Genomic DNA, 22,292 nt, shown 5'->3' with positions numbered 1-22,292 from the left:
TTGGGTGCGATCAGACCGGTCTGTCGGGCGGCAGTTCCGACGGCCGCTGCGTGGGCAGCTTCTCCGTCTTCGCCTCCGCAGCGGGCATCGGACCGGAGTCCTCGGTCGAGCGTCTACCGAAGAAGCCGTGGTCGGCGTCGTCGAGACCGGGGTCGATCAGCGCCGACTCGGCACGCAGGGTGAATGTCCCCAGCAGCGCACCGCCGACAAGCGTGAGGAGTCCCAGCGCGGTGAAGGTGATGGGCAGGATGCGACCCCACAGTGCGAGGGTGTCGCCCTCGTCACGGGCACTGGCCACCTGCGACTCGACGGTCTCATCGGTGGAGGTGATCTTGTAGTCGGCGAACGTGACCTCGGGCTTCAGGGCCTCGCGTGCGTAGTAGTGGAAGCCGTGCTCCTCGGACTTCACGATGGTGCCCGACACCGGGTCGACCCAGAAGCTGCGCTGCGCGGCGTAGTAGCGCGTCATCGTGATGGGATCCATCGGATCGTCAGCAGGCAGGCCCCACAGTTCGGCGCGCGCCGTGACCTGGGCGTCCTCGTCGTTCTCGTACAGGGAGGCGTACTTGATCGGCTCGACCAGCTTGCCCTCGTCGTCGTAGCCGACGTTCTGGGTGAACCGGTAGGTGGTCAGGCCGTTGACGTCCTCTTCACCCTCGTAGTTCGCGTCGTACGGCTTCTGTGCGATCGGGTCGAAGAACGGGTAGGTCTTCTTCTCGGTGTCGAATGGGAACCGGTAGGTCAGCCCCTCGTGCGGCAACGCGACGTTGGTCGGCGGGTTCTTGTCCTCGATGCTGCGCGGCTTCTGCACGGCGCCACCCGGGTTGGTGTCACTGGACACCGCCAGGGCGGTCTTGCGGTCGAGTGTGACGGTGTCGACCATCGCCAGCAGCAGACCGTTGTCCTGCTGCTTGTCGGCGCGGCGCAGAGTGTCGCCGACCTGGAGCGTGACGACGTCGGCGTTCGCCGGTGACTCCACGCTGATCTGCTGCTGCAGGACGATCGGGACGTCCTCGTCGACGACGAACTTCGGCTCAGTCAGCGAGGACGGCTTGAAGGCTGTGCCGGTCCCGTCACTGACCAACGTGGTGTCGATGTCGAGCGGGATCTTCGCGATCTTGCTCGTCGTGTACGTGGACAACAACAGTGCGGCGATGAGAAGGGCGGCGCCCAATCCCATGAGCCCGCACGCTGCGATACGCAGCGCCACAGCGCGGTTCAAACCGTGCTCCTTCTCCTTCGGGCGTCCACTCTCACTTGATGACCTCAAGAAAGACCCGTTTGACCCTAACAGCCCGGGCTAAGGCAGATCCTTACTACAAGTGCTTCGGGCACACTGGGCGCCGTGGCGAGTACCGATCCGGACGGGACAACCAGCGGCGCGCGTGGCTTCCTGCCCGCCGTCGAGGGTATGCGGGCGTGCGCCGCCATCGGTGTCGTCGTCACCCACGTGGCGTTTCAGACCGGGCACACCACGGGGTTCACGGGGCGAGTGCTGGGCCGATTCGACCTGGCGGTGGCCGTCTTCTTCGCGCTGTCGGGCTTCCTGCTGTGGCGCGGTCACGCCGCCGCGGCGCGCGGTCTGCGGCAGGTCCCCCCGACGGGGCACTACCTGCGGTCGCGCATCGTCCGCATCATGCCGGGTTACCTGGTGGCCGTCGTGGTGATCCTCACACTCATGCCCGACGTGACGGCGAACCTCACGGTGTGGCTGGCCAATCTGACGCTCACCCAGATCTACGTCCCGCTGACGCTGACGGCTGGCTTGACCCAGATGTGGAGCCTCTCAGTCGAGGTGAGCTTCTATCTCGCGCTGCCACTGCTCGCGCTGCTGGCCCGCAGGCTGCCGGTGCCCGCCCGTCTGCCCGCGCTGGTCGTGCTGGCCGCCGCGAGCCTGGCATGGGGGCTCATCCCGTTCGACGCACCGTTCGGGGTCAACCCGATGAACTGGCCGCCCGCCTTCTTCTCCTGGTTCGCCGCAGGGATGGTGATCGCCGAGCTGAGCGTCAGCCCGGTCGGCTGGATGCACCGGTTGGCGCGGCGCCGAATCCTGATGGCGGGCCTGGGCCTGGCGGCGTTCGCGGTCGCGGCCTCCCCGATCGCAGGCCCGGAGGGGCTGACGCCGGGCACCGTCGGCCAGTTCGTGGTCAAAACGGCGATGGGCGCGGTGGTCGCCGCCACGCTGTTGGCGCCGCTGGTGCTGGATGCTCCCGGCACTCCGCACCGATTCCTGGGCAGCGCGGGCATGGTGACGCTGGGGCGCTGGTCCTACGGGCTGTTCGTGTGGCACCTGGCCGCGCTGGCGATGGTGTTCCCGGTGATCGGTGAGTTCGCCTTCAGCGGCCACATGCCGGTGGTGTTGGCGCTGACGCTGGTGTTCGGCTTCGCGATCGCCGCGGTGAGCTACGCGCTTGTCGAGTCGCCGTGTCGAGAGGCGTTGCGGCGCTGGGAGAGGCGGCGCCGTCCCTCACCGCTGGACAGCTCGGTCACCGATGAGGTGGAGCCTGCCGTCGCGAGATAGCGTCGAGATTGAACTCACACAAGACCTCACTCGCACTTTCGTTGCGTGAGTGCAGTCTCGTGAGTGGGGCCAGCCGGAGCCTGCCGTCGCGCGTCAGTAACCGCCCTGCGCGGCGAAGATCCGCCGGGGATTGTCGACCAGCATTGTCGTCAACTGTTCATCGGTGACACCGCGCGCCCGCAGCGCCGGGATGACGTCGTTGTGGATGTGCAGGTAGTGCCAGTTCGGCAGCGCGATCGGCAGCGTCTCCTCGGGCAGCGCGTCGAAGTAGCAGGACGCGTCGTGCGATAGCACCATCCTGTCGGCGTGGCCACGCTCGCACATGGTCGCGACGGTCGCGACGCGGTCCGCGGTGGACAGGTAGGCATCGACACCGAACCGGTCCATCCCGATATAGGACCCATTCGCTATGAGTTCCTCGAGGTAGGCGATATCGGTGGTGTCCCCGGAGTGCCCGATCACCACGCGGGCGAGGTCGACGCCCTCCTCGGCGAAGATGGCCTGCTGTTGCAGGCCGCGTCGGCTCGCCGCGTGCGTGTGGGTGGAGATGGGCACGCCGGTCTGCCGATGCGCCTGCGCGACCGCGCGCAGCACGCGCTCGACACCCGGTGTGACACCCGGTTCATCGGTGGCGCACTTCAGGATTGCGGCCTTGACACCGGTGTCGGCGATACCGTGCTCGATATCGCGGACGAACATCTCGGTCATGATCTCGGGGCCACCCAGCGCCGCCCCTGGGCCCAGATAGTGGAAGTACATCGGCACGTCGTTGTAGGTGTAGAGGCCGGTGGCCACCACGATGTTCAACTCGGTCGCCGCGGCGATCCGCGCGATCCTCGGAATGTAGCGGCCCAGGCCGAGCACGGTGAGATCGACGATGGTGTCGACGCCACGGGACTTGAGCTCGTTGAGACGCATGATCGCGTCGGCCTCACGCCTGGTGCCGTCACCCCAGGCCTCGGGATAGTTCTCCATGATCTCGGTGGTCATGATGAAGACGTGCTCGTGCATGAGCGTCACGCCGAGCTTCGAGGCGTCAATCGCGCCCCGAGCCGTGTTCACCGTCAACCCGCTCATCCGATGCTCCCATCGCTGATCCTCGCGATGCTACGGGTGGATTCGCCTGTCGGAGGCTGGTTTTGATCGATGCTCAGGTCAGCCCATGGAGTCCGCGATGAGAACGTGGCCCGCATACCCCCGTTCGTGGGCCATGCGCCGATAGCGGTTCGCCAATCGCCGGTAGCCGGTGTCGTCACCCTCGGCGCGGGTCACCAGCGCGCGCAGCCGCACCAACGGCAGTTCGTGGAAGCCGACGGTGGACGGCCCCGTGAAATCCGCCAGTCGATCCACCGCCGACCTGGCCCGTGTCACGTCCCCGGCCGCTGCGCGGCCAAGCAGCGCGGTGACGAGCACCGTCGTGGCGTGACCCAGATACAGCGGCATACCGGCCTCGGTCAGCGTCAGCGCGACCTGGGTTGCCGTCTCGATCGCATGGTCGAGGTCACCGGACCGGGCGCACTGGGCGGCCTCCTCGATCTCGATCAGTCGTACCTCGTTGGCCGAGTACCGGTCGGCGTCGGCCAGCGCGCGAGCCGCGGCGAGCAGTTCGAAACCGTGCGCACGGTCAGCGTCGTCACCGGAGTGCACCAGCACCAGGCCACGAGCGACCTGCGCGAGGCCGAGCGCCATGTCCTCGCTGAACGCCAGCGCAATCTCGAGCGCCTCCGCGGTCTCGCATCGTGCGGTGTCGTCGACGACAAGTGCGCCGACCGAGATGCCCACCGAGTACTTGAACATCACCGTCGAGACGTACGTGGTCGGATCGGCCGCGCGCGCAAGGCGATTCGCGTCGTCGAAGTCCTGTAACCAGCCATCGCGACCAAGACCGCACTTCGCGGCGGCCCGCATCGCGGTCGCGAAGGCCAACGGCGATCCGGTGAGGAAGTTGCCCCTGATCGGATCCTCCGCCGCCAGGTCGATCACCCGCTGTGCCAGCCGCAGCGCCTCCGCCGTGTCACCAGTCAAGTGGTTGGCGTAGATGGCGGCGAAGAGCAGCCCCGTCGTCACGCTGGGGTCGCCAATCGACTCGACGAGGGCTTCGTACTGCGGGGCGAGTGCGGCGGACTCCCTTGCTCGGGAGTGCACCGAGAGCGCGGACATGTGGCCCGCCATGCCCATCGCCAGGGGAATCGGTGCGTCGGCATCGCGGCACAGCCGATCCAACTCCTCGAAACCCGCATCGGCGACGCTCCCGCCAGCACGCCACGAGCTGCCACACAGCAGCGATCGGGGCGTGATGCGCATCAGGTCCCGGTAGGGTTCGCCGGCTGGCATCCGATCGGCGACGGCACGGGCCTGCTGCCAGCTGGTGCGCGCGGCGCCGATGTCTCGATTGGTGAACCACGCGCCCGCGCGCAAGTGCCACATGAACGCGTCGAGCAGGTCGCCAGCCGACTCCAGGTGTGTCGCGATCAGTGCCGCGTTGTGGTCGGGATCCGGCCCGCTGCGCGTCTCGATGGTCGCCGCGAGTCGCCGGTGCACCGAGGCGCGCACGGAACGCAGCTGCGTCTCGCTCGCGACGGCGCGAATCAGCGGGTGGCCGAACGCGTATTCCGCCGCCGGCGTGGTGGCGGTGGGCTGGATCAGTTCGGCCGCGACGAGTTTGTCGAGCCCGGCTTGGATGCTGCTCTCGGTGGTCGTCAGGGTGTCGGCCAGCAGGTCGGCGGTGAACTCTGAGCCCGCCAGCGCCGCCGCGTTGAGCAGCCGCTTGGCGTCGGGGTCGAGGCGGTCGATGCGGGCGGCGATCGCGACCTGAAGGGTTGCGGGGACGGTGATGTCGGTCGGATCGCCGCGCAGGACATAGGCACCCGGAGCGCCGGCGAGAACGTCGCGAGCCGCGAGATCCCGGACGATCTCGTGCACGAAGAACGGGTTGCCCGCCGCGCGGGAGACCACCTGCCGGGTCAGCCCGCTCAGCGAGGGATCCGAACCCATGAGTTCCTCGGCGAGTGTCAGCGACTGTGCGCGGTCCAGCGGCGCGAGCGGAAATAACTGCAGCGCAGGCGTGTTCAGGAGTTCTCCGCGGTACTCCGGGCGATAGGTCACCAGAACCATCGCCGAGGCCTCCGGCACCAGGGCACACACTTCGACCAACAGGGCCTCACTGACGGCGTCGATCCAGTGCGCGTCCTCGATGACGAACACCGTCGGCGCGCCGGCATGGATCAGCTCCGCCGCCAGCATCTGAGCCAGACGCCGACGCCTGGCATCGGCCGAAAGGGTCGGATTGGTAGGACCGGTCCGGACGCCGAACAGCTCCTCGAGTAGCTCAACGTCTCCCGGTTCTGCGGCGTGCGGCCGCTGCCCGTTCCCGGCGGCGAGCGCATTGCGCAGCAGACGTGCCACGACATAGAACGGGACCTCACTGGCATGTGACTCGCAGAACGTCGTGGCCGTCCGGATGCCACGCCGTAGTGCCGCGGACGTGACCTCCGATGCGATGCGGCTCTTTCCCATACCCGCAGGACCGGCGATACCGACGACGCAACCCGACCCCGCCGCGGCACCGTCGAGAAGCGTCTCCAGCGCATCGGCCTCGCGTTGACGTCCGATGAGCGTGGAGGGCCGACGATCGGACGGTTCGTGCCTGACACCGACGGCCAGTAACCGCCTGGCCAGCACCGGCTCCTGCCGGCCCTTGATCGTGACCAGCTCGGGTTCGCCGAGGTCGGCGATGCGTTCGACCAACCGGGCCGTCGACTCGCTGATCATCACGGCACCCGGCTGCGCCGCCGACTCCATCCGCTGTGCCATCCCGACATGCACCCCGACCGCGGTGTAACTGGTTGGGCCGGAGCCGATCTGGCCGGTTATGACGTCACCAGAGTTGAGCCCGACCCTCAGGTCATAGCCGACACCGTCACGGCGCAGGACGCCCTCGGACAGCCGCCGGGCCTCCCGCTGAACCTCCAATGCGGCCAGACAGGCCCGAACCGCGTGATCCTCCATCGCGATCGGCGCACCGAAGAGCGCCATGATGCCATCGCCGGTGAACTTGTCGACGGTGCCGCCGAGCCGCTCGACCACCGCACCGCAGTGACTGAACAACTCGCTCATCACGTCGCGGAGCGCCTCGGCGTCGAGCGTCACGGCGAGGTCCATTGACCGCACGACGTCGGCGAACAGGACGGTGACCTGTTTGTGTTCCGTTGGGGCGGCCAGGCGCGAGATGGGCGCCCCGCACGCGTCGCAGAATCGAGCGCCGGGCCGAGGCTCGGTTCCACATGTTGCACACGAAGTCTGCTCCGGCGCCATCCGATGTCCTGCTGTACGCGACCAGCGGTTCAAGACTAACGTGCTGAGACCAACCGAGCGGAAATCCGATACGGGTGCCCCGCGAGGAGCATCATGTGCCCTGTACAGGCCAGATCGGGCCTGACACCGTCGTGGGGAGCGGTGTGATGGCGACGTTTTTGGCCTACACGTCACCGGCACTGGGAAACCTGCTGCCGATGTCCGCGCTCCTGGCCGAGCTGGCACGTCGAGGCCACCGCGTCGAGGTGCGAACGGCGGCGAGCGGGGTGCCCGTCGTCCGTCGCGCCGGCATGGCCGCGGCACCGGTGGACGCCCGCATCGAGGCAGTCGAGATGACCGACTGGACCCAGTCCTCGGGGCGCGCGGCACTGCGGGTTGCGCTCGAGGTGTTTGGTCGCCGGGCGCCGCTCGAGGTCGACGATCTACGCGCCGCGATCGGCGACACCGATCCCGACGCGCTCGTCATCGACTGCAACTGTTGGGGGGCCGCGGCGGCTGCCGAGGCGTCCGGCCTGCCATGGCTGACCTTCTGGCCGTACTTTCCGCTCCCGCGCTCACCCGGCATCCCTCCGTTCGGGCCGGGCTTGCGGCCGTGGCCGGGCTGGCCGGGGAGGCTTCGCGACCGACTGCTCGATCCCGTGGTCGGTCGGCCGGTGTCGAAGGCGATGCTGCCGGCCGTCAGAGCGCTCCGGTCGGCGCTGTCGCTACCGGCGGTCGGAACCACTGACGATCTGTTCCGCCGAGCGCCGCTGGCTCTGGTCGCCAGCGCGCCGCCGTTCGACTACCCGAGATCGGACGACGGTGGACGGTTGTACATGATCGGGCCGTGCGAACTCAACGATCCCGGGCCGCCACCGGGCTGGCTGCGCGCGATCGAGCGTCCGGTGGTGCTGGTGACGACATCGTCAGAGCGACAGGGTGACTCGGCGCTCGGGCTCGCGGCGATCGAGGCCATGGCCGATGAGCCAGTGCACGTTGTCGCGACGTTCCCGTGCGGTGTGCCGGATTCCCTCACGTTGCCGGCGAACGCCACTGCTGTCGAGTTCGTCTCGCACGCAGCGGTGTTGGAGCACGCCGTCTGCGCAGTCACGCACGGCGGGATGGGCGCCACTCAGAAGGCGCTGGCGCGCGGCGTACCCGTCTGTGTCGTTCCCTTTGGCCGGGACCAGTTCGAAGTCGCCCGCCATGTCGAGGTGGCGCGGTGCGGCACCCGACTTCCGGCGCGCAGGCTCGCACCTTCGCGGCTGAGGGCCAGTATCGTGCGGGCGCGGTCACTGACCAGCGGTGCGCGACGGGTCGCCAACGGGTTCCGTGCCGCCGGTGGTGTCTGCCGAGGAGCCGACATCATCGAAAGTCGTTTCCTCGGCCGGTAGTTCATCGTTCCTGTGCAGCGGGATGGTCGAGGCCGCGAGTGTGCTGACACTGATCAGGGCCAGCAACTGCACGCCCCACCAGTGTCCGATGTAGCCGTCGACGGAGCGCCACGGGTCCTGGCTCAGCACCGCACCCGCCAGCGTCAGACCACCCGCCGTGACGAAAACCGTCGCCCGGTCCAGGGCTGCCCACCCGCGCAGCGCGTACCGGGCGCCAACGCATGCGGCGGCCACCACCAGGCCTGCGGCCCCGGCGATCACGAACCCGACGCCGAGCACCGCCGCGCCTGCGACCAGCGCCGTCGGGTGCCACGTCTGCGCGGCGGGCTCGGGTTCCCCGCGTCGGCGTGCCGGCAGCAATGCCAACAACAGCAGGACCGGCAACAGCGCGAGCCCGCCGAACAGTCCGGCGCGGTAGAGCGCGTTCGACGCGAACTCGAGCGTCACCGCGCCCGAGGTCCCCGCGGGCAGCACCCAGCCCTGCTGCCAACCGTTCACGGTCACCGGGGACAGGGCGCTACCGTCGGGGCCCCGCGCGATCCATCCCGGGTTGACGCTCTCGGGCACCACCAGCACGCGTTCGGAGTCGGCTGCGGTGACGTTGAGTTCGCGGCGGTCGTTGCTCCAGCGCGTCACATCAGCAGGTGTCGTCGGCGCAGTGGTCACGTCCGCGGCCAGGGGTGTTGCGAGTTGGACGCCGTCGACGAAGAAGGCCGGGCCAGGGCTGACCAGCAGTTCCTGTTGTCCCGCGGGCAGTTCGATGGGTCCCGACAGGCACGGCTTCGCAGCGATCGGGCGCCCGTCGAGGAGATCACCGACGCGTGTCTCAACCGAGGTCTGAAGGAACTGTCCGGCCATGCCGATGATGGGTCCCTTGCCGCACGGCAGGCTGATCACGCGTCCGCGGTTGCGCGCGGCATCGGCCGCGGCGACCGGTGCACCGCGACCGTCGAGGACGGCGACCTCGGCGAGGCCCGGCGGCTTCACCTGATCGAATCCGAGTGCGGTGCGGTCGATGACGTCGTCCCAGCCGAGGATCGACAGTTTCACCACGTCGGTTCGTCGCGGGTGCAGCTGCACCGTCTGGGTGCCGCCGCGGGGATCGAGCGTGCGCACCTGCGGGCCGTCCCCGAGATCGACGGCCACCAGCGTTGGATGCGCGGGCAGGGGAGTGGCGCTCGGGGTCAGGCGCAGCGCCGTGACATCGGTCGGCTTCGGCAGGCGCAGTTCGAGATTGGCGCCGTTGCGGTTCTGCACCGTGTGCTGCGGCGCCGTCCAGGCGGTACGCGGGTCACCATCGGTGGCGGCATACGCCGAGCCGAGCACGTCGATCGGGTCGGCGTCACCCACCGCGCGGGTCGTGCCCGGCTCACGGATCAGATCGGCGAGGTTGGGGCTCTGTCGCGCGCGCACCCACACCGTCGGTGTCACCGACGTCGGCTCGGGCACCGTCAGTGTCCGGCTCATGTTCACCGGCTCCTCCGGTGACAGCGCCATGGACGCCGCGCACAGCACGCCGACGGGTCCGTCGGCGCAGCCGGGGCGGCCGAGCAGCTCTGAGCCCAGATCCCATTGGGCCACTTTGGATCCCGCTGGCGGGCCGGGCACCTCGACGGTGTGGCGCAGGTTCACCGGCTGCGCGTAGCCCGACGCGTCGTATTGGGTGACCGTGAAGTCGGTGATGCCGAACTGAACGCCCGGGGAGCCGTCATCGGTGCCGACAGCGGTGAAACGCACCCATGGCGTCTCGCCGTACGGCAGGGCTGCGGCCAGCGGCTTACCCGGCTCCTCGAAGCGCAGCGTGCTCGTGCCGTTGGCCGTCGACACCTCGATGCGGCGGACCTGTGCTCCCACGGCGGTGGCGCTGGGCGTGATGGTGACCGTCGCGTTGGCGATGGGGCGGTCGAAGTCGACCTGGAGCCACTGCCCCAGAGCCGACTGCAGTGAGTTCGACACCCAGCTCGTCGAGGTGTCGCCGTCGATGGCCGCGGCGGGCCCCGTCGCGGGCGCCACGTTGGGCAGCGCCGTCGAGTCCGCCGCCGAACTCGACACCGTGATCCGCCCACCGGGCCACTTCGCGTACACCTCGTCGGCGCCGGGTGCGGGATAGTCCCGGACGCGGTTGAAGGTGCGGCGGGCGTCATCGGGCGTGCGGATTGCCGACGAGTGGTCATCGACGCGGCCGTAGTCGGTCTCCCGCGCGGCCGGGGTGTCGGTGACCGTGACCAGCGGAACGGGCAGCCCGGCACGCTCGGCGTCCGACGTCAGCAGCATGGGCCCCAGCGGTGGCTGGCCGAGTAGACGCCGTCGTTCGTCGAGGCGCAGCAACGCCTCGGGGGCGCCGTCGACGCGGGCCATCGCACCGACGTCGGCGAGGTAGGGCCGCACGGGCACCGATCCGGTCACGCGGTAGATCTCCACCGCGGGGTAGCTCGGCCGCAGACCGCTGTCGGTGATGAACCCGTCCAGTGTTCCCGGACCGACGGGGTCGCCGAACTCGGCGACTCGCTCCAGACCCGGCGATCCGTCGATGGCGCGGTGCACCAGCAGCGGCCGCGCCGAGCGTGATGTGTCGGGATCGAGATCGTTGCGCAGGACCACGTACGAAATGCCTTGACGTGCCAGCGTTTCGGCCAGTCCGTCGGATGGGCGCCCCGCGGCGAACAGTCGCTGGACCGAGTCCAGCGCACGGATCGTCTGCGGCGGGGTCAAGGGGATGGAGTCGCGCACACCCCACGGACTGGAGCCCAGGACCTGCAGGGGCTCGTCACGGCTGTTGCCCCACACCTGGGTGGCGAATGGCGCACCCGGCACCACGAGCACCCGGCCGGGATCGGGGAAGTTGTTGTCGTCCAGCCACGCCGCTGCGGCATGCCAGTGGTCGGGGATCTCCGTGAACCCGCCGGGCGGGGTGAGGCGGCCCGTCCAGGCCAGCGATGTGCCCGCCGTCAGGGCGACAAGAACGACGACGCCGACGGCCACCCGCTTGTCCCGCTCGGGGTGGGTGAACGCGGGCAACCACACGCTGGCAGGGCTGCTTCCCGGCAGCGGGATTCGGCCAAGGAGATGCGCGAGACCAAGCGCTATCGGCAGCCGTAGCAGCGGTTCCAGCTTGGCGACATTGCGCAGCGGCGTCCCGGAGCCGTCGAGGAACGCCTGCACCTGGGCGGCGATCGGTGAGCCCAACTGGCCGGAGTAACCCGCCGCCAGCACGACCAGTCCGACGAACAGGATCGCGATGAGCCTGCCCCGCGCGGGCATGGACCGCATCGCCAGTCCGGCCAGGCCCGCGGCCGCCACCAACGTGGTCGCGAGCACCGCGACGGATCCCGTCACCAGCGAGGCGCCTGCGGTGGCGCTGGGCGCGACGAAGGGCGTCCAGCTGAAGGTGCCGCGCAGCATCTCGGTCAACGACAGCCACTGGGTGGTGACACCGGAGGATTCGATGAAGTCGAGGAACGGCGGGCTGATCCGGCCGAGCATGAACAGGGCGATGACCCACCACGTCACGGCGAGCGCGGTGCACAGCGCCCACCACGCGGTGAAGCGCCACCACAGCCGGTTCGGGCGATGCGCGGCCCACCAGATCACCGCGGCCAGGCACCCGGTCAGGGTGGCGACTGCATTGACCGCGCCCATGAGAGCGACCGCGACGGCGGATCGGGCCGCGAGTACCCGGACGTCCCCCGAACCGCGCAGGGCCAGGATCACAGGAAGCAGCACCCACGGGGCGAGCATCATCGGCAGTGCCTCCGATGAGATCGCCCCGAGCGTCGTCAGCACTCGGGGAGACAGGGTGAACGCGACGGCCGCGATGACCCGTGAACTCGTCGTCCCGATGCCGAGCGCCTCGGCGACCCGCAGCAGCCCCCAGTAGCCCACGACCAGGAGCAGCGCCCACCACAGCCGTTGTGTCACCCAGCCGGGGAGGCCGAGCACGTCGCCGGCGAGGAAGAACGCACCATGCGGGAACAGGTACCCGTAGGCCTGGTTCTGGGCCTGCCCGAACGGCAGATCGCTATTCCAGAGATTCGCGGCGCGGGCCAGGAAACGCAGGGGATTGGCTGTGAGGTCGAGCTTGGTGTCGGGTGATATCTGCCCGGGAGACTGCGCGAAACTCAGGGCCAGCGCGACGGCGCAGACCGCCCACAACCAGCGACGGGCTAGGGGCGGAGAGTCAGATGGGGCGGGCAGGAGCTGCGCAACCCGGGTACTAGGTACGTTCGCCGTACTCGACCCTGTTGAGCACCGACGATGCGGGATCGCCTGCCTGCACGGGGGGCTTGGTGTCCTGCTGGACCATCAGGGTCAACCCGAAGATGGCCGCCGCACCAAGGAGCAAGCCGACCACGATGCTGGCCGCTGCGGGCAAGACGAACCGATCCACCCGGCCAAACTAGCACGGTGACCGTTAACCTCGGTGTCCATGGCTGTGTCACTGGGAGGGACCCGCGCATTACTCGCACTGGTTGCCGTGTCGGCTCTGACGGCGTGTTCGTCGGAGGTCCGCTCGGCGCAGGCGCCCGAATCTGAGCCGTCAGGGGCAACGGCATCGGCAACGCCGCTGTCGACGTCGACGTCGCTTCCACCGACACCGGGTGTGCCCGCGTGCGGTGCCGGACAGGAGCTGCTCGCGGCGCTGTCGACGCGCGACAAGCTCGCTCAGCTGCTGATGGTGGGGGTGACCGACGCCGCCGACGCTCGATCGGTGGTCAACGACCATCACGTCGGCGGCATCTTCATCGGGAGCTGGACTGACCTGTCGATGCTGTCCGACGGCACGGTGCCCAAGCTGGCCGATACCGCGGCGCCGCTGCCGCCCGCCGTCAGCGTCGATGAGGAGGGCGGTCGCGTGCAGCGGCTGTCGGGTCTCATCGGGTCGCAGCCCTCCCCGCGCGTGCTGGCCCAGACCCGCACCCCGCAGGAGGTCCACGACATTGCCCTGCAGCGCGGAGCGGCGATGCGCAACCTCGGCATCAACGTCGACTTCGCGCCCGTCGTGGACGTCACCAGCGAGTCCGACGACGACGTCATCGGTGACCGGTCGTTCGGCTCCGACCCGGGCAAGGTCATCGAGTACGCAGGCGCCTACGCGCAGGGACTGCGTGACGCGGGTCTGCTTCCGGTGCTCAAGCACTTCCCCGGCCACGGCAACTCCTCGGGCGACTCACATGACGGTGGTGTCGTCACGCCGCCCCTTGCCGATCTGAAGGCCAATGATCTGGTGCCCTACGGCCCGCTCACCACGGCAGGCCCGGTCGCGGTGATGGTCGGGCACATGCAGGTTCCTGGGCTCACAGGTTCGGACCCGGCCAGCCTGAGCCCCGCAGCCTACGATCTGCTTCGGTCCGGCGGCTACGGCGGCCCGCCGTTCGGTGGCCTGGTGTACACCGATGATCTGTCCAGCATGGGTGCGATCAACCAGCGCTACGGCGTGGCCGAGGCGGTGCTGCGGTCACTGCAGGCCGGTGCAGACGTCGCACTGTGGGTGAGCACGGGTGAGGTTCCCGCGGTGCTCGATCGGCTCGAGAGCGCGGTCGAGGGCGGCGAGTTGGACATGGGCCGGGTGGATGGCTCGGTGCTGAAGGTGGCCGGCATGAAGGGCCGCTCTCCTCGGTGCGGGTCCTGATCGGCCGCCGATTGAATACCCTGAGCTGATGGCAGGTGGAACGAAGCGGTTGCCGCGCGCGGTGCGCGAGCAACAGATGCTCGACGCCGCCGTCCAGATGTTCTCGGTGAACGGCTACCACGAGACGTCGATGGACGCGATCGCCGCGCAGGCGGAGATCTCCAAGCCGATGCTGTATCTCTACTACGGCTCCAAGGAGGAGTTGTTCGGCGCCTGCCTGGACCGCGAGCTGGCCAGGTTCGTCGACTCAGTGCGCGCGAACATCGACTTCGCCCAGGCGCCAAGAGATCTGCTACGCACTGCGGTGGTGTCGTTCCTGAGCTACATCGATGAGAACCGGTCGTCGTGGATCGTGCTCTACACCCAGGCGACCAGCTCGCAGGCCTTCGCCCACACCGTTCGCGAGGGTCGCGAGCGCATCGTCGACCTGGTCGGCAGACTCCTGCTGACCGGTACGCGAAACCCGGAACCGGACACCGACTTCGACATGATGGCCGTGGCGCTCGTCGGCGCGGGCGAGGCCGTCGCCAATCGGGTGAGTACGGGTGACACCGACGTCAACGACGCCGCGGAGCTGATGATCAACCTGTTCTGGCGGGGCCTCAAGGGGCGGCCCACGGACAAGGACTCGCCCTCGATCTCGGCGGGCTAGCGACGAACGGGGTGAGCGGGGTGGCCGAGGTCACGGCAGCGCAACCGAAGGCCGCCACGCTGATAGTGCGCAGTCTGAGCATGCTCAAGGCGGTGCGCGGCCCCATCGTGGCGCTGCTGGTGCTCGGCGTTATCGCGTCGGCGCTGCCGTATGTCACGGTCGCGGTCTTCGGGCCCATGATGCAGGTCGTCGCCGATGCGGCGATGAGCGGAAACCTGGCTGGGGTGTGGGATTTGCGGGGCCCGCTGGTCGCGCGATCCGACGGTCTGCTCGCCGAAGTGGCAGGCGCGGTGCCGTTCGCGGTGCTCCTGGCGACGTGGGGGGCGTCGGTGCTGCTGGCTCAGCTGATGTACTTCGTCACCGCGCTTGTGGGTGCGAAGGTGGAAAGGGTTCTCGTCACCGACATTCGGCAGCGAGTGCACGATCACCTCCAGACGCTGTCGCTGGACTTCTTCTCCAAATCGCACGTCGGTGCGCTGATGCAGCGGGTGATGTCCGAGTCCGCAGGTGTGCAAAGGCTTCTCACGGACTGCCTGTTGCCGCCGCTCATCGACGTGGTCGTGGTGGCGGTCGCGGTCGCCTATCTGATCGCCATCTCGTGGCAGATGACCGTCGCCGCGTTGATCCTCACGCCGCTGGCCATGGTGATGCTGCGGTTCGCCGGGCGCAACGTCCAGCTGGTGATGCAGCGGACGCTGATCGCTGATCGGGCGATGGGTGCCGAACTTGAGCAGACGGTGAACGGTATCGCCGAGATTCAGATGTTCAACGCACAGCCCCTGCGCAGCAGTCGGTTTCACGAGGTGTCGGACACAGCCGCAAAGAACTCGGCATTGAGCGCGGTGTGGATGCAGGCCACGGCGAACGTGTCTCAGTTGTTCGTGGCGATCAGCTCCGTCGTGGTGCTGCTGGTCGGCATCGGGTTCAGCTCGAGCTTCGGCCTGACGTTCGCGGGGTTGCTGGTCTTCGCCGGGATGGTCCCCACGATGTTCGGGGCGGCGCAACGGGTTCTGGGTGCCTACACCACCTATCAGTCCGTGTCGCCCGCCGTGGCGTCGACGTACGAGCTGCTTGACACCCAGCCGTCGGTGCGGGACCGACCCAACGCGGTCGTGCTCGGTGAGGTCCACGGGAATGTCGTGTTCGACGACGTGACCTTCGGCTACACGCCCGGGCAGAAGGTCCTCGACGGACTGTCGTTCTCCATCGCGGAGGGCGAGACGGTGGCGCTCGTCGGCGGTATCGGATCGGGTAAGTCGACGGTGTTCAACCTGCTGCTGCGCTTCTTCGATCCACAGCGCGGCCGAATCCTCCTCGACGGTCACGATATCGGCGACGTCACCAGAGCCTCGCTGCGCGAGAACGTCTCGAAGCTCTCCCAGTTTCCGTTCTTCGTCAGGGACACCATCCGCGAGAACGTCCGGCTGGCTCGGCCGAGCGCCGGTGACGCCGACGTCGAGGCAGCGTGCAAACACGCTAACGTCCACTCGATCATCGTCGACCCGACCAAGATGCAGGCCGGCTACGACACGGTGGTCGACGTTCAGGTGCCGTCGGGCGGGCAGAAGCGGTTGATCGCCTTGGCGCGCTGCCTGTTACGCCAGCCCGAGGTGCTGCTGCTCGACGAGCCGACGGAGAACGTGGACGCCGACCAGCGGACGCGACTGACCGGCGTGATCCGCGACTACGCGCGGGATCGCACCTGCCTCGTGATCAGCCACGACATGGACTTCATTGCCGCGGTGGCGGACCGGATCCTCGTCCTCGAGGACGGCCGCGTCACGCAGCAAGGTGACCATCGCACGCTGTTGGCCGAGGGCGGCCTGTACAAGCGTCTGTACGAAGCCCAGAGGCAGCGCTAGAGCGGACGCAGCGTCGCCGTCAGGTGCGGGTAGCCCTTCGACAGGTTGCGCAGCACCAGATTCCAGCCGTCACCGGTGCGCTCGACGTACAGGCCGGTGCGCGCGGGGAGCAGCACGGGCTTACCGAAGCGCACGGAGTACTCGACCGCGTCGGGTAGCCGGCCCTCGATGTTGGCGAGCACCGCGGCGGCACTGAACATGCCGTGTGCGATGACCGTCGGGAAGCCGAACAGCTTGGCGCCCAGTGGGTTGGTGTGGATGGGGTTGTGGTCGCCACCGACTGACGCGTAGTGCCGGATCTGGCTGGGCGTGATCCTCAGAGTCGAGTTCGGTGGCCCCAGCTTGGGCTGTCTCTTGGGCTCGGGCTTGGGCTCGTCGGACAGGCTGGTGCGCTGCTGATGCAGGAAGGTGGTGACCTGTTGCCAGACGAGGTCGTTGCCCACCGACACCTCGGTGATCACATCGACCAGCAGGCCCTTGCGATGCTCGCGGAGATTCTCCGCGTGCACCTCGATGTCGACGACGTCGGTGACCCGGATCGGCCGGTACTGAGTGATCTTGTTCTCGACGTGCACCGAACCCATGGCGGCGAAGGGGAAGTCGAATCCGCTGACCAGTGACATCACCGACGGAAAGGTCAGTGTGAACGGGTAGGTCAGTGGCACGGTGTCGCCGAACCGCAGACCGGTCACGGCGGCGTACTCGGCGACGTTGGCCGGATCGATCGCGAGACCCTCGACCGTGACGGTGCGATCGGGCACACCGCTGCCGCGCGAGCCGAAGGCGCGCGAGACGAACGGCACGGCACCCGCGGCGGCCCGCACCATGTTCATGAGCCCACTGGGCTGTTCGCTGGTGTTGCTCATGCGCCCAACATCGCCTGGCCGCACACCCGGATCGTGTTGCCGGTCACGGCATTCGACGCGGGGCTCGCGAAGTAGGCGATGGCCTCGGCGACGTCGACGGGCTTACCGCCCTGGAACAGCGAGTTGAGCCGGCGGCCCACCTCGCGCGTGGCCAGCGGGATCGCGTCGGTCATCTTGGTCTCGATGAAGCCCGGCGCGACGGCGTTGATGGTGATGTCCTTCGCGGCGAACACGGGTGCCAGCGCCTGTGTCATGCCGATCATGCCGGCCTTGGTGGCGGCGTAGTTGGTCTGGCCGCGATTGCCCGCGATACCCGCCATCGACGACAGGCCGACGATCCGGCCGCCCGCGCCGATCGTGCCGTTGTCCACCAGGCCCTGGGCAAGGCGTTGCGGGGCAAGGAGGTTGACGGCGACGACGGAGTCCCATCGGGCGTCGTCCATATTGGCCAGCAGCTTGTCACGGGTTATGCCCGCGTTGTTGACCAGGACGTCGGCGTGGCCGTCGTAGTGCTCGCGCAGGTGCTCGGTGATGCGGTCGACGGCGTCGGGGGCGGTGACGTCGAGTGTCAGCGCGGTGCCGCCGACCTTGGTCGCCGTCTCGGCGAGCGCCTCGGCAGCCTGATCGACGTCGATCGCCACGACCTTCGCGCCGTCCCGGGCGAACACCTCGGCGATCTTGGCGCCGATGCCACGGGCAGCGCCGGTGACCAGGGCGACCTTGCCGTCCAGTGGTTTGTCCCAGTCGGCGGGCGGCTGCGAGTCGGCGGATCCCACGTAGAACACCTGCCCGTCGACGTAGGCCGACTTCGCCGACAGCAGGAAGCGCACGGTCGACTCGAGCCCGGTCGCGGCGGGCTTGGCGTCAGCGGTGACGTACACCAGGCCGATCGTCGCGCCGCGCTGCAACTCCTTGCCGAGTGAACGCGTGAAACCCTCCAGCGCCCGCTGGGCGATGCGCTCGTCGACGTCGGTGATCTCATCGGGGGTGGTGCCGACGACGACCACGCGCCCCGAGGCGCCGAGGTTGCGCAGCACCGGGGTGAAGAACTGGTGCAGCGCCTTGAGGCCCTCGGGTGTGGTGATGCCGGTGGCGTCGAAGAGCAGGCCACCGAACGTGTCCGCCCAGCGTCCACCGATGTTGTTGCGGACCAGTTCGTAGTCGTCGGCCAGCGCGCTTCGCAGCGGCTCGGCGATGCGACCGTCACCGCCTATCAGCAGCGATCCGGCCAGGGGCGGCTCGCCCGCTCGGTACCGGCGCAGTTCCTGGGGCTGGGGGATGCCGAGCTGTTTGGCCAGAAATGAGCCGGGCCCGGAGTTGACCACTTGGGACAGGAAATCGGTAGCCACGTCGCTGCCTTTCGGAGAAGAACCTGGTGTGTCGTTTCGAGCAGGGGGTACAGACATTTGTGTACCCACACTGTCGTGTCCATCACGAACTTACTCCAGAGTAAGAACGGTGGGTAGTATGACGCTCGACACCCCTAGACACCGAAGAGGTAGAAGTGGCTGAGAACAGGACGGCCCGCCGCGTGGCGATCATCGGCGGCAACAGGATCCCCTTCGCGCGCTCGGACGGCGCCTACGCCAACGCGTCGAACCAGGACATGTTCACCGCAGCGCTGGGCGGTCTCATCGAGCGGTTCCACCTCGAGGGCGAGCGGCTCGGAGCGGTGGTGGGCGGCGCCGTGCTCAAGCACAGCCGCGACTTCAACCTGATGCGTGAGTGCGTGCTCGGCAGTGCGCTGTCCCCGTACACGCCCGCCTATGACCTTCAGCAGGCCTGCGGTACGGGTCTGCAGTCGACGATCGCGGTGGCCAACGCCATCGCGCTTGGTCAGTACGACTCCGGTGCCGCCGGTGGTGTGGACACCACATCGGACGCGCCGATCGCGTTTGGTGACGATCTGCGTCGCGTCCTGCTTGGGCTGCGCCGGTCCAAGTCCAACCTCGACAGGCTCAAGCTCGTCGGCAAGCTGCCGGCAGCGGTCGGCGTCGAGATTCCGACCAACGGCGAACCCCGCACCGGGCTGTCGATGGGCGATCACGCCGCGATCACCGCCAAGAAGATGGGCGTCAAGCGCGTCGATCAGGACGAACTCGCCGCCGCCAGCCACCGCAATATGGCCGCCGCCTATGACCGCGGCTTCTTCGACGATCTGGTCACCCCGTTCCTTGGGCTGTACCGCGACAACAACCTGCGCCCGGACTCGTCGGCGGAGAAGCTGGCCACGCTCAAGCCGGTGTTCGGCGCCAAATCGGGCGACGCGACCATGACGGCAGGCAACTCCACGCCGCTCACCGACGGGGCGTCGGTGTCGCTGCTGGCGACCGAGGAGTGGGCCGCCGAGCGCAACCTTCCCGTGCTGGCCTACTTCGTCGACGGCGAGACCGCGGCGGTCGACTACGTCAACGGTGACGACGGCCTGTTGATGGCGCCGACGTACGCCGTTCCGCGGCTGTTGGCCCGCAACGGCCTGACACTGGGCGACTTCGACTTCTACGAGATTCACGAGGCATTCGCCTCGGTGGTGCTCGCGACACTGGCCGCGTGGGAGTCCGACGAGTACTGCAAGGAACGGCTCGGCCTGGACGCCGCGCTCGGGTCCATTGACCGCACCAAGCTCAACGTCAACGGGTCCTCGCTGGCCGCCGGGCATCCGTTCGCCGCGACCGGCGGGCGCATCGTGGCCCAGCTGGCCAAGCAGCTCGCCGAGAAGAAGGCTGCGACGGGGCAGCCGGCACGCGGTCTGATCTCCATCTGCGCCGCAGGTGGGCAGGGTGTCACGGCCATCCTGGAGGCCTAGCGGAATTCGGGCCAAAAAACTTCTGCGGGCGGTGTAACGCTCCCGAAGGGCCCGGCGATACATCCATTAGCTCCGTGTTGCCGTCTGACCCCCCGACCCGACGGCAACACGGGGCACTAACTTTTTTCCGGCCCCATCGCGTCAGCCGTTAGTGGGCTGGTCCTTGGACGCGGTGATCGGCCCGGTGGCCGCCGGTGGCTGGAAAAGGCTGCCGGCGAAGCTGCCGCCTGTCGTGCGGACGGCCACCAGAGCCCATGTACACAGCAGGCAGGCATACGCGACTACGGCCGCGACCTTGAACGCGGGAAGCCCGGTGTGCACCGCCAACTGTGTGGTGCCGGTGACGAAGGTGCCGACCGGGAACGTCAGACTCCACCACGTCAGCGCGAACGGCATGCCGCGGCGCATCGTGCGTGCCGTCAGGGCCGTGGCCAGTGCGATCCACAGCACGGCGAACCCCCACACCGGCACGCCGAAGAGGATCGCGAAGACCGCCATGCCCGACGCCAGGTCGGCTGGCACGGCCAGCGCCGCGTGTGCGCCGAGCAGACCCGCGGCCGTCATGCCCTGCCCCAACGGGCCAAGCACAATCCACAGCGTCGGAACGCGCGCCGTGCCCGATGTCCCGTAGTGCGCGAGCCTGCTCCAGATCATCGAGATGATGATCAGCGCGGCGATCAGCGACAGCCCGAACATGGCGTAGCAGCCGTAGAGCATCGTGGTGCGCCCCGTGCCCGGTGCCATATGCGGGATGAGCAGGGCACCACCCGCCGCGGACACCATCGGCGGCACCACGGGCATCAGCCACCCGCCGAACGCCGCATCGGGCCCGACATTGAGCTGAGTGAACATCAGGTACGGGATGGTCATCGCGGTGAACAGACCGCCGAGGGTGCCCGTCGTCCACAGGATCCAGGCCAGATCGACGGCCAGGCGTTCGCCGATGAGGTCCTTGCCCACCAGCACCGCGCCTGCCCCGACCGTCATGAATGCCATGGGTGCGGCGCCGTAGAAGTGCGCCATCTGCGGATTCCTCGCGTGGCCGCGGGCCACGGTCGGATGCCGCGACCACTGCACCGTCACCGCCACGATCAGCACGACGAGCAGCGTCGCGGCGATGACCCACACGACCTGGGAGAAGGCACGCAGCCCGGGCACGTGCAACGGCAGCGTCGCTCCCGCCGTCGCCACGATTCCCGTGCCCATCACCGACGCGAACCAGTTCGGGCCGAAGTGCCTCAACCGCTCCACCTCGGTGGTCATCGCTCGATGTCGAATAGCGCTTGGCAGTTGGCGACTTGTGGGAGTGTGTGGATCATGCAGTTCAGTATGTTCGGGCAACTCAGCGGCGCGGGAATCGGATCGCCGATCGACTCAACTATTGCCAATCTCACGCTGTATCGGGACGAGGGCTTCAAACGGGTGTGGATGAGCCAAATGCCCTACGAGCCAGACCTTCTCACGGTCCTGGCCGTCGCGTTGCGCGAGGTCGACACCATCGAGGTCGCCAGCGGTGTGGTGCCGATCCAGAACCAGCATCCGATGCAGATGGCGCAGCGCGCGCTCACCGTCAGCCTGGTGTCCTCGGGCAGGTTCGTGCTCGGCCTCGGGATGACGCACCAGGCCGTCACGGAGGGGATGTGGGGTATCCCGTGGGACAAGCCGGTGCGCAGGCTCAACGAGTACCTCGACGGGCTGCTGCCCCTGCTGGCCGGTCAGCCCGCCGAGGCGAGGGGCGAGACGGTCACCACGTGCGGTGCGCTGATGATCGACGCGCCGCCCGTCGACGTCTACATCGCGGCGCTCGGTCCCCAACTGCTCAAGATCGCGGGCAGGCGCACCTCGGGCACCTGTACCTGGATGACGGGGCCGAAGACGTTGTCGGGGCACGTCTCTCCGGCGCTGCGCCAGGCGGCGGCCGACGCGGGTCGCCCCGAGGGCTCCGTCCGGGTGGTCGCCGCACTGCCGATCAGCGTCACCGACGACGTGGCCGGCGTACGCAAGCAGGCCGCCGAGCAGTTCTCGATGTACGGGTACCTGCCGTCGTACCGCGCGATGCTCGACCGCGAGGGTTACGCAGGTCCGGAGGACGCCGCCATCATCGGCGATGAGGCAGAGGTGACGGGGCGGCTCAACGAGCTTCGCGAGGCCGGCGTGGACGAGTACGTCGGCGCGACGTTCGACGCATCGCCCGAGGGCCGCGCCCGCACCCGTGCGCTGCTGCGCCAGCTGGACTCCTAGCGCCGGCTGGAAGTCGCGGGCAGTCGCG

15 protein-coding genes are annotated in these 22,292 nt (G+C 68.4%); 7 read left to right on the top strand and 8 right to left on the bottom strand.

What is annotated here, in order from left to right:
- Positions 1-10: 10 nt before the first annotated feature.
- Entirely contained in the window at positions 11-1,222 is a 1,212-nt protein-coding gene (pgfA, locus tag ABIA65_RS01260) for a cell envelope lipid trafficking protein PgfA (protein ID WP_241401686.1), read from the bottom strand.
- 189 nt (positions 1,223-1,411) lie between these two features.
- Between pgfA and ABIA65_RS01255 the strand changes: the two genes are divergently transcribed.
- Positions 1,412-2,521 (top strand): acyltransferase family protein, encoded by a 1,110-nt coding sequence (locus tag ABIA65_RS01255; RefSeq protein WP_241405898.1) that lies wholly within the window; start codon positions 1,412-1,414, stop codon positions 2,519-2,521.
- Between the two features lie 93 nt (positions 2,522-2,614).
- Here the strand turns inward: ABIA65_RS01255 and ABIA65_RS01250 are convergent, their stop codons facing one another.
- On the bottom strand, positions 2,615-3,598 hold the full coding sequence (locus ABIA65_RS01250; RefSeq protein ID WP_354522356.1) for a phosphotriesterase family protein: 984 nt from the start codon (positions 3,596-3,598) through the stop codon (positions 2,615-2,617).
- 78 nt (positions 3,599-3,676) lie between these two features.
- Positions 3,677-6,835 carry an ATP-binding protein gene (locus tag ABIA65_RS01245; RefSeq protein WP_354522355.1) on the bottom strand — a complete coding sequence of 1,053 codons (3,159 nt, stop codon included), beginning with the start codon at positions 6,833-6,835 and terminating at the stop codon, positions 3,677-3,679.
- Positions 6,836-6,981: 146 nt separating this feature from the next.
- On the opposite strand from ABIA65_RS01245, the gene ABIA65_RS01240 reads away from it, so the two are divergent.
- Positions 6,982-8,208: a nucleotide disphospho-sugar-binding domain-containing protein gene (locus ABIA65_RS01240; RefSeq protein WP_354522354.1), complete on the top strand. Its 1,227-nt coding sequence runs from the start codon at positions 6,982-6,984 to the stop codon at positions 8,206-8,208.
- On the opposite strand, the gene ABIA65_RS01235 is transcribed toward ABIA65_RS01240, so the two are convergent.
- Together ABIA65_RS01235 and ABIA65_RS01230 are read right to left on the bottom strand one after the other, a co-directional pair.
- Positions 8,107-12,360, bottom strand: a complete 4,254-nt coding sequence (locus ABIA65_RS01235; RefSeq protein ID WP_354522353.1) for an alpha-(1->3)-arabinofuranosyltransferase — start codon at positions 12,358-12,360, stop codon at positions 8,107-8,109. The genes ABIA65_RS01240 and ABIA65_RS01235 overlap by 102 nt on opposite strands.
- Positions 12,361-12,421: 61 nt before the next feature.
- Positions 12,422-12,595 (bottom strand): DUF2613 domain-containing protein, encoded by a 174-nt coding sequence (locus tag ABIA65_RS01230; protein ID WP_241401682.1) that lies wholly within the window; start codon positions 12,593-12,595, stop codon positions 12,422-12,424.
- Between the two features lie 39 nt (positions 12,596-12,634).
- Between ABIA65_RS01230 and ABIA65_RS01225 the strand changes: the two genes are divergently transcribed.
- From ABIA65_RS01225 to ABIA65_RS01215, 3 genes are read left to right on the top strand one after another with little or no spacing between them, the layout of a single operon-like run.
- A complete protein-coding gene (locus ABIA65_RS01225; protein WP_354522352.1) occupies positions 12,635-13,837 on the top strand; it encodes a glycoside hydrolase family 3 N-terminal domain-containing protein in 1,203 nt (400 codons plus the stop codon).
- A 28-nt stretch (positions 13,838-13,865) separates the two neighbouring features.
- Positions 13,866-14,489, top strand: a complete 624-nt coding sequence (locus tag ABIA65_RS01220; RefSeq protein WP_241401680.1) for a TetR/AcrR family transcriptional regulator — start codon at positions 13,866-13,868, stop codon at positions 14,487-14,489.
- 11 nt (positions 14,490-14,500) lie between these two features.
- Positions 14,501-16,351 carry an ABC transporter ATP-binding protein gene (locus ABIA65_RS01215; RefSeq protein ID WP_354522351.1) on the top strand — a complete coding sequence of 617 codons (1,851 nt, stop codon included), beginning with the start codon at positions 14,501-14,503 and terminating at the stop codon, positions 16,349-16,351.
- Here ABIA65_RS01215 and ABIA65_RS01210 read toward each other — a convergent pair.
- Both ABIA65_RS01210 and ABIA65_RS01205 read right to left on the bottom strand, forming a co-directional pair.
- Positions 16,348-17,217 (bottom strand): MaoC/PaaZ C-terminal domain-containing protein, encoded by an 870-nt coding sequence (locus ABIA65_RS01210; RefSeq protein ID WP_354522350.1) that lies wholly within the window; start codon positions 17,215-17,217, stop codon positions 16,348-16,350. The two genes, ABIA65_RS01215 and ABIA65_RS01210, sit on opposite strands and share 4 nt — an antisense overlap.
- Entirely contained in the window at positions 17,214-18,623 is a 1,410-nt protein-coding gene (locus tag ABIA65_RS01205) for a 3-oxoacyl-ACP reductase (RefSeq protein ID WP_241401677.1), read from the bottom strand. The genes ABIA65_RS01210 and ABIA65_RS01205 overlap by 4 nt, the downstream gene beginning before the upstream one ends.
- Positions 18,624-18,721: 98 nt before the next feature.
- Between ABIA65_RS01205 and ABIA65_RS01200 the strand changes: the two genes are divergently transcribed.
- Positions 18,722-20,023: an acetyl-CoA C-acetyltransferase gene (locus ABIA65_RS01200; RefSeq protein WP_241401676.1), complete on the top strand. Its 1,302-nt coding sequence runs from the start codon at positions 18,722-18,724 to the stop codon at positions 20,021-20,023.
- Positions 20,024-20,164: 141 nt separating this feature from the next.
- On the opposite strand, the gene ABIA65_RS01195 is transcribed toward ABIA65_RS01200, so the two are convergent.
- Positions 20,165-21,286, bottom strand: a complete 1,122-nt coding sequence (locus ABIA65_RS01195; RefSeq protein WP_241401675.1) for a TDT family transporter — start codon at positions 21,284-21,286, stop codon at positions 20,165-20,167.
- Between the two features lie 54 nt (positions 21,287-21,340).
- On the opposite strand from ABIA65_RS01195, the gene ABIA65_RS01190 reads away from it, so the two are divergent.
- Entirely contained in the window at positions 21,341-22,264 is a 924-nt protein-coding gene (locus ABIA65_RS01190; protein WP_354522349.1) for a TIGR03564 family F420-dependent LLM class oxidoreductase, read from the top strand.
- Positions 22,265-22,292 lie beyond the last annotated feature (28 nt).

This window comes from Mycolicibacterium sp. 624 (assembly GCF_040548615.1).
GTDB lineage: Bacteria > Actinomycetota > Actinomycetes > Mycobacteriales > Mycobacteriaceae > Mycobacterium.
The sequence above is the reverse complement of the archived record's forward strand: the minus strand, read 5'-3'. Positions and strand labels throughout refer to the sequence as shown.

Bases quoted from the DNA above. Each gene is read 5' to 3' on its own strand.
- ABIA65_RS01255 (WP_241405898.1), top strand. From the start codon at position 1,412: ATGCGGGCGTGCGCCGCCATCGGTGTCGTCGTCACCCACGTGGCGTTT.
- ABIA65_RS01250 (WP_354522356.1), bottom strand. From the start codon at position 3,598: ATGAGCGGGTTGACGGTGAACACGGCTCGGGGCGCGATTGACGCCTCG.
- ABIA65_RS01245 (WP_354522355.1), bottom strand. From the start codon at position 6,835: ATGGCGCCGGAGCAGACTTCGTGTGCAACATGTGGAACCGAGCCTCGG.
- ABIA65_RS01240 (WP_354522354.1), top strand. From the start codon at position 6,982: ATGGCGACGTTTTTGGCCTACACGTCACCGGCACTGGGAAACCTGCTG.
- ABIA65_RS01225 (WP_354522352.1), top strand. From the start codon at position 12,635: ATGGCTGTGTCACTGGGAGGGACCCGCGCATTACTCGCACTGGTTGCC.
- ABIA65_RS01220 (WP_241401680.1), top strand. From the start codon at position 13,866: ATGGCAGGTGGAACGAAGCGGTTGCCGCGCGCGGTGCGCGAGCAACAG.
- ABIA65_RS01210 (WP_354522350.1), bottom strand. From the start codon at position 17,217: ATGAGCAACACCAGCGAACAGCCCAGTGGGCTCATGAACATGGTGCGG.
- ABIA65_RS01205 (WP_241401677.1), bottom strand. From the start codon at position 18,623: ATGTCTGTACCCCCTGCTCGAAACGACACACCAGGTTCTTCTCCGAAA.
- ABIA65_RS01195 (WP_241401675.1), bottom strand. From the start codon at position 21,286: ATGACCACCGAGGTGGAGCGGTTGAGGCACTTCGGCCCGAACTGGTTC.
- ABIA65_RS01190 (WP_354522349.1), top strand. From the start codon at position 21,341: ATGCAGTTCAGTATGTTCGGGCAACTCAGCGGCGCGGGAATCGGATCG.